Annotated in this window: 7 protein-coding genes; all 7 read left to right on the top strand. The window is 62.5% G+C overall.

Going from position 1 to position 8022, the window contains the following annotated elements:
- Positions 1-1475, top strand: a 1475-nt coding sequence (locus AC5E6N_RS21930) for an alpha-galactosidase (RefSeq protein ID WP_491749804.1), incomplete at its 5' end; no start/stop codon positions are given.
- 69 nt (positions 1476-1544) lie between these two features.
- Positions 1545-2315, top strand: coding sequence for an SDR family NAD(P)-dependent oxidoreductase (locus AC5E6N_RS21925; RefSeq protein ID WP_491749803.1), 771 nt, complete (start codon positions 1545-1547; stop codon positions 2313-2315).
- A gap of 4 nt (positions 2316-2319) precedes the next feature.
- Positions 2320-3264 (top strand): 2-dehydro-3-deoxygalactonokinase, encoded by a 945-nt coding sequence (locus AC5E6N_RS21920; RefSeq protein WP_491749802.1) that lies wholly within the window; start codon positions 2320-2322, stop codon positions 3262-3264.
- Entirely contained in the window at positions 3261-3896 is a 636-nt protein-coding gene (locus tag AC5E6N_RS21915) for a 2-dehydro-3-deoxy-6-phosphogalactonate aldolase (RefSeq protein WP_491749801.1), read from the top strand. The genes AC5E6N_RS21920 and AC5E6N_RS21915 overlap by 4 nt, the downstream gene beginning before the upstream one ends.
- A 1-nt stretch (position 3897) precedes the next feature.
- Entirely contained in the window at positions 3898-4785 is an 888-nt protein-coding gene (locus AC5E6N_RS21910; RefSeq protein ID WP_491749800.1) for an SMP-30/gluconolactonase/LRE family protein, read from the top strand.
- A 4-nt stretch (positions 4786-4789) separates the two neighbouring features.
- A complete protein-coding gene (locus AC5E6N_RS21905; protein WP_491749799.1) occupies positions 4790-6748 on the top strand; it encodes a beta-galactosidase in 1959 nt (652 codons plus the stop codon).
- 111 nt (positions 6749-6859) lie between these two features.
- A partial coding sequence (locus AC5E6N_RS21900; protein ID WP_491749798.1) for a phosphohexomutase domain-containing protein occupies positions 6860-8022 on the top strand: 1163 nt, incomplete at its 3' end.

Genomic DNA, 8022 nt, shown 5'->3' with positions numbered 1-8022 from the left:
GCCGCGGCGCCACGAATACGCAGGGCCACGCCTACGCCTTTCACTATGGCTGGTCCGGCGGCCACAAGATGATCGCCGAGGAACTGCCGGACGGGCGGCGCCAGATCCAGTTCGGCCATGCCGAGCGCATGGAGGTCGCCCCGCAGACCCGGTTTGAAACGGCGCCACTCTACGTCACCTTTTCAGATGACGGGCTGAACGGCTGTGCCGTCGCCTTTCAGCGGCATCTGCGGGATGAAATCGTGCAGATGCCCGAACCGGGGCGGCCGCGGCCGGTGCATTTCAACTGCTGGGAAGCGGTTTATTTCGACCACAACCTGCCGGCGCTGAAGGACATCGCCGGCCGCGCCGCCGAGCTCGGCGCGGAACGTTTTGTGCTCGACGACGGGTGGTTCGGCTACCGCGACGACGACACGAGGGCGCTCTCCGACTGGGAGGTCGATCCGCGCAAATATCCGGACGGGCTCAATCCGCTGATCGAGCATGTGCACAGCCTCGGCATGACCTTCGGGATCTGGTTCGAGCCCGAGATGATCAATCCGGATTCGAACATTCACCGGGCCCATCCCGACTGGGCGCTGGGCGGTGAGGACCAGATCCTGGGCCGCAATCAGAAAGCGCTGAATATGGCGTTGCCGGAGGTTCAGAACTTCCTGTTCGACCGTATCTCGGCCATTTTGCGCGATCATGCGATCGAGTACATCAAATGGGATCACAACCGGGTCCTGCCGATGCCCGATGCCGCGCAGACGCGCGGATCCTACGCCCTGCTCGACCGGTTGCGGCAGGAATTCCCGCTTGTCGAGATCGAGAGCTGTGCGTCCGGCGGCGGGCGGATCGATTTCGGTATTCTCAAACGCACGCACCGGGTCTGGCTCAGCGACAGCAACGATGCGCTCGAACGGCTGAAGATGCAGCACAATGCATCCCTGTTCCTGCCGGCCTCGGTCACCGGCAGCCATGTCGGGCCGCGGCAGTGCCACACGTCGGGCCGCACGCTCAACATCCGCTTCCGCGCCTGGGTCGCGGCCCAGCGGCATATGGGCATCGAGATGGACCCGCGCGAACTGACCGATGAAGAGGCGCGCGTGCTGCGGCAGGTGATCGGCTGGTGGAAAGACAATCAGGACTGGATGATGAAAGCCGACATATTGCGGCTGGAGAGCCCCGATCCGGCCGTCATCGCCGAACAGCAGCTGTCGGTCGACCACGAACGGTTCGTGGTCTTCGCCGGCAAGGCGACGACCAGCAGCCAGATCGCGCCGCGGCCGTTGCGCCTGACCCGGCTGGACCCGGAGGCGCGCTACCGGATTACCCTGATCAACCGTGACAGTGCGAGCGGTCTTTCCCGCGGCACCCAGACGCTCAAATCCGAATCCGTCGATCTGAGCGGGACCTATCTCATGAACCACGGTCTGACCCTGCCATGGAGCTTTCCCGAAACCATGTGGGTCATTGAGGGATTGCGGCTATGAACACTGGCTACCTGAAACACGAGTGGCATAACGCGCGACGCGAGGCAATTCTGACTGGAGTAAGCAAAGATGAAACTATCGTCACATTTCGATGATCTCAAGGGACAGTCCGTCTTCATCACCGGCGGCGGCTCGGGAATCGGCGCCTGGCTGACGGAAGGCTTCGTTTCCCAAGGAGCAAAGGTCGCCTTCGTTCAGCGCTCCGACGCCACGGAGCTATGTGACCGCCTGGAAGCCGAATACGGCAATCGCCCGCTGTTCATGGCTTGCGACATCACGGATATCGAGGCCTTGCGTTCCTCGATCGCAACGGCACGGGAGGCACACGGGCCGATCACCGTCCTCGTCAACAATGCGGCATCGGATAACCGGCACAGCCTCGAGGAATTCACGGTCGATGACTGGGACAAGGCCATCAACATCAATCTGAGGCCGCACTTCTTCACTGCCCAGGAGGTGCTGAAGGACATGCGCGAGGCCGGGCACGGCTCGATCATCAATTTCTCCTCCATCTCCTACATGATGGGCAATGAGGGCTATCCGGCCTATGTCGCCTCGAAATCGGGCATCACAGGCCTCACACGCGGCCTTGCGCGGGAACTCGGAAAACACAATATCCGCGTCAATGCGCTGATGCCGGGATGGGTTCTGACGGACCGCCAGCGCGAATTGTGGGTCACGCCGGAAGCCCTGAGCGCCCATCTGGAACGGCAGTGCCTGAAGGAAGAAATCGCACCGGACGATATCGTCGCGCCGACATTGTTCCTTGCGTCTTCGGCGTCGAGAATGATGACCGGCCAGGCGCTCGTGGTCGATGGCGGAGTGGTGGTGACGGGTTAAAGACATGCAGCCGTTTTGCGCCGCCGCCGACTGGGGTACGTCAAGCTTTCGAATCTGGCTGATTTCGGAAGACGGCCGTCCCATGGCGGAACGCCGCAGCGACGAGGGCATGACCCATTCGGCAACGGCCGGCTTTGCATCCGTGCTGGAAACACATCTTGCCGCTTTGGGAGCGGCGGAGGATCTGCCCGTCGTCATATGCGGCATGGCCGGCTCCAGGCAGGGCTGGCAGGAGGCGCGCTACCTGACCGTTCCCGCGGCATTGTCGGACGTCCTGGAACGGGCGATCACCGTCGACGGTCCTGCCCGCGACGTGCGTATTCTTCCGGGCCTCGCACAGCGCGATCCGTCGCATCCGGACGTGATGCGCGGTGAGGAAACCCAGTTGCTCGGCGCCTTTGCCGGCGAGCATGCGTCCGGACTTGCCTGCATGCCCGGCACGCATTCCAAATGGGTCAGTGTTGAAGATCGCCGGGTCACCGGATTTTCCACCTACATGACCGGCGAACTCTTCGGGATGATTACCCGCTATTCCATTCTGCGGCACGCTGTCGGGGATGGCGGGAACTGCCGGCCGGACAGCAAGGATTTTCTTTCAGGCATCGCGCAAGCCTGTGCGAATCCCGAGGCGATTTCCCAGCTGCTTTTCACCATACGGGCCGGACAGTTGCTCTATGCCCGCGAGGTGACCGCAAGTTATGAGCGTCTGTCCGGACTTTTGATCGGCAGTGAGATTGGCGCTGCGCTGTCGAAATTTTCCGTCAAGGGGCCGATCCACCTTATCGCGTCCGGCAAGCTTTTCGGGTTATACAGATCCGCATTCCAATCGCTCGGTCACGACGTCGTCGCGATCGACGCCGACGAAGCCGTGCTGAAAGGGCTCGTCGCCGGCGCGCGCCGCTACTGGCCCTCGAACCATCAAGCCGACTACGGGCAGCTTAACGCATGACACACACAATCCCCTGGCCTTCTCTCAAGCGGTCGCTGGTGGCGATCCTGCGCGGACTGAAACCGGAAGAGACGGCGCAGACCGTCAATGCACTCGTCGATGCCGGTTTCGAAGCGATCGAAATTCCGCTCAACTCACCCGATCCCTTCGCATCGATCAAAATCGCCGTCGATACGGCGCCGGCCGGCTGTCTCATCGGAGCCGGAACGGTTTTGAAACTCGCCGATGTCGAGCGGCTGGCGGAAGCCGGCGGAACACTGATGGTCAGCCCGAATGTCAATCCGGCGGTGATCCGCGCCGCCGGCGACTGCAAGATGGTGACGATGCCCGGCGTCTTCACGCCGACGGAGGCGCTGAGCGCCGTCGAGGCCGGCGCCTCGGGGCTGAAATTCTTCCCGGCGAATGTTCTGGGTCCGCCGGGAATCTCGGCCATAAAGGCTGTACTGCCCGGCGATATCGAGGTCGGCGCGGTTGGCGGTGTCTCGCACGACAATTATCAAAGCTATCGTGATGTCGGCGTGCGGACATTCGGTCTCGGATCCAGCCTTTACAAGCCGGGTATGGATACGGCAGAAATCGCCAGACGCGCGCGTTTGTCGATTGAGACCTATGACGCGGTCTTCGGAGCATGAGATGAATCCGGCAGATTTCGACTGTACCGTCTTTGACAGCGACATACGCGCTCTGGGCGAAGGCCCCACCTACGATCCCGACAGCGACACCGCATGGTGGTTCGACATTCACGGCCGCAAGCTGATCGAGCGCCGGCTGTCCGATACTGTCTCGAAAGTCCACGATCTGCCGTTCCTGGCGAGCGCGCTGGCCGTGGTGGACAACAACACACACATTCTCGCGACCGAATACGGGCTTTATCTGCGATCCGTCGACAGCGGCAGCCTCGACAGGCTGATCGACATAGAGGCGGATAACGATGTAACGCGCTCCAATGACAGCCGCGTTCACCCGTGCGGCGCGTTCTGGGTCGGCACGATGGGCAAATCGGCGCAGCCGAATGCCGGGTCCATCTACCATTACTTCCGCGGCGCATTGCGGCGGATTTTCACCGACATCACGGTGACCAACTGCATTTGCTTCACCGCCGACGGAACGGCGGCCTATCTTGCCGACAGCCCGACGGGAAAGGTCATGCGCGTGGCCACGGACCCGCACACCGGGCTGCCCGCCGGAGAACCGGAGCTCTTTTTTGAACGCGATGATGATCATCCCGGCTATCCGGACGGCGCGGTGGTCGATGCGGACGGGCTGGTCTGGATCGCCAAATGGCAAGGCTCGTGCGTCGAGGCACACGATCCGTCCGGCGCCGTTGTCGAGACCATCACATTGCCGGCGTGGCAGATAACCTGCCCCGCCTTTATCGGACCCGACGCATCCCGGATGATCGTCACATCGGCGACGGAGGGATTAAGCGGCGAGCAGTTGCGCGACCATCCGCATGCGGGCAGGACATTTCTTCTCAACCGGCCCATGAACGGCCGATACGAACCCAAGGTCGAAATCTGACACCATGAGCGACACACCGACGATTGGCGTATGCTACTACCCGGAGCACTGGCCGGAGGCCCAATGGCAGGACGATGCCCGCCGCATGGCGGAGCTCGGCATCACCTATGTGAGAATAGGCGAGTTCGCCTGGTCGCGGCTTGAACCGGCACGCGGGGAACTGCGCCTCGACTGGCTGGAACGGTCCATCGAAACGCTGCGGGCTGCCGGACTGAAGGTCGTTCTTGGCACACCCACCGCAACACCGCCGAAATGGCTTGTCGACGAAATTCCCGACATGCTGCCCGTGGACCGCGAAGGAAGGGTCCGCGGTTTCGGTTCGCGGCGGCACTACAGTTTTTCGCACCAGGGCTACCGCGAAGAATGCCTGCGGATTGTGCGTGTGCTCGGCGAACGGTTCGGCGAAAATCCGGCCGTCGTCGCCTGGCAGATCGACAATGAATATGGCTGTCACAGCACAACGCGGGACTGGTCCAACGCCTCGCTTCTCGCCTTCCGGGTCTGGCTGAAGAACAAATACAGTTCAATCGACGAGCTCAACGAAGCCTGGGGCAATGTCTTCTGGTCGGAGGAATATCCAAGTTTCGATTCCATCGAATTGCCGGCTGTCGCACCGACGGTCTACAATCCGGCGCATCAGCTTGATTTCTACCGTTTCTCCTCGGACCAGGTCGTCAGCTTCAACCGGTTGCAGGCGGAACTGGTGCGCAAACTGTCGCCGGGACGCGACATCATTCACAATTTCATGGGCCGCACGCTCGATTTCGACCACTACAAGGTCGGCGCGGACCTCGATGTGTCAAGCTGGGACTGTTATCCTCTGGGCTTCCTGGAAGACCGTTCGAATGCCGGAGACGAATGGAAACGCCGCTTCATGCGCGCCGGTGATCCCGATTTTCAGGCGTTTCATCATGACCTTTACCGCGCAACGTCCAGCGGCCGCTGGTGGGTGATGGAACTGCAGCCGGGTCCGGTCAACTGGGCCGGCTACAATCCCGCGCCGCGCGACGGCATGGTGCGCCTGTGGAGCCTCGAGGCGATCGCCCACGGGGCGGAGACCGTCTCCTATTTCCGCTGGCGGCAGGCGCCGTTCGCGCAGGAGCAGATGCATGCCGGCCTGCTTCGCTCCAATGGCGCCGATGCGGAAGCCTACCGCGAAGCCGAGGCCGCGTTCGCCGATATTTCCCGCATTGACGCGGCACCGCGGACACAGGCCGATGTCGCGGTCATCTTCGATTACGAGTCCGAGTGGGCCTGGGAAACGCTGCCGCACGGACACGACTTCGACTATTTCCGGCTTGTTTTCGACCATTACCGGGCGCTGAGGCGCAAGGGGCTGTCGATCGACATCCTGCCGCCGGACGCCGACGATCTTTCCGGATATTCAGCCGTGGTCATTCCGGGGCTCTTTGCCTGGAGCGATCAGCTCACCGCCGCCCTTCGCGCCTATGAAGGCGTCGCGCTGGTGGGGCCGCGCAGCGGCTCGAAAACCGAGAACTTCGCCATCCCGGCGAAGCTGCCGCCCAACCTGCCGCAGGATATCGCCGTCTTGAGCATCGGACGGGTGGAAAGCCTTCGCCCGGACATGCCTGTCCCGATGGCGGAGGATGCCGGAAACTTCCACCTGTGGCGCGAGTTCGTCGAGCCGGGACCATCCTGCGAGACGGTCCTTGAAAGCCGGGACGGCGTGCCCGCCCTCGTGCGGCAAAACCGGCTGTTTTATCTCGGCGGCTGGCCGGATGACGCACTGATGGACCATGTGATCGGCCGGGTCTGCGCGGAGGCGGGGCTGACGACACTGGATCTGCCGGACGGGGTGCGCCTGCGGCGGCGCGGCGATCTCACATTCGCGATGAACTACGGCGACACGGAAGAAAGCCTCGACGATCTTGGCGTCACTGGCACTTTCGTCGTCGGCGATCCCGTTCTGCCGCCGTCGGGTGTTTCGGTTCTGCGCCGCTGATCGAAGGCTGCCCGGCCACAAAGCTCAAACCATGTTGTTTCGTCCGGTCCGGGGTGATATCGCATGGCGCATGCGCCCCAGAACACCCGATTGCACCGGACATCACACACCATGACATCAGCCTTCAAAGCCTACGACATCCGCGGCGAAATTCCGGTGCAGGTCAATCTGCCGTTTGCCTACCGCTTCGGCCAGGCCGTCGCCGCCCAGAACAAGCGCAGCAGCGTTGTCGTCGGCCACGATATGCGGCAGGACAGTCCGGCGCTCGCGGCAGCGATCGCGCAGGGGCTGCTCGACAGCGGTGTGGACGTTCTGCCGCTCGGGCAATGCGGCACGGAAGAGGTTTACTTCCAAACCGATCACAGCGGCGCCGATGCCGGCCTGATGGTCACCGCAAGCCACAACCCGAAAAACTATAACGGCATCAAGATGGTGCTCGCGGGCGCCCGGGCGGCGACGCAGGACAATGCTCTCGGACCGATCGAGGAACTCGTTTACTCCGACCGCAAGTTTCCGGTGGTTTCCGACTACGCCAGGCGTGGCAGGCTGGCCAGGCAGCTCGACAAGACCGCCTATATCGAACGCCTTGTGAAACAGGTGGACGGGCAGGACCTCAAACCGCTGAAGATCGTCTGTCATGCCGGCAATGGCTGCGCCGGACCGGTCATCGACCTTCTGGAGGCGCATCTTCCCTTCACCTTCATCAAGGTCGACCATCAGCCGGACCCGGATCTGCCCAACGGCATCCCCAATCCGCTGCTGCCGGAAAAACGCGAGCGGGCAAGCAGCGCCGTCATCGAACACGGTGCCGATCTCGGCCTTGCCTGGGACGGCGATTTCGACCGCTGCTTCTTCTATGACGAGCGCGGCCGCTTCGTGGAGGGCTATTATCTCGTCGGTCTGATCGCCCAGACCATGCTGCGGGCTCATCCGGGCGCCACCGTGCTTTACGACCCGCGCCTCACCTGGAACACGATGGATATCGTGGAGGCCGCCGGCGGGACAGCCAAAATCTGCCGCACGGGCCATGCCTTCTTCAAGCAGATGCTGCGCGACGAAGACGCCGTCTATGGCGGCGAAATGAGCGCCCATCACTATTTCCGGGACTTCAGCTATTGCGATACGGGCATGCTGCCGTGGCTGGCCGTCGTCGCCGAGCTTTCGGCGACGGGAGAAAAGCTGAGCGCGATGGTCGAGGAACGGATCAGCGCTTTCCCCTGTTCGGGCGAAATCAACTTCACGGTCGCCGACACGAAGGCGGTCATCGACCGGAT

The organism is Hoeflea sp. (genome assembly GCF_984452065.1).
The sequence above is the reverse complement of the archived record's forward strand: the minus strand, read 5'-3'. Positions and strand labels throughout refer to the sequence as shown.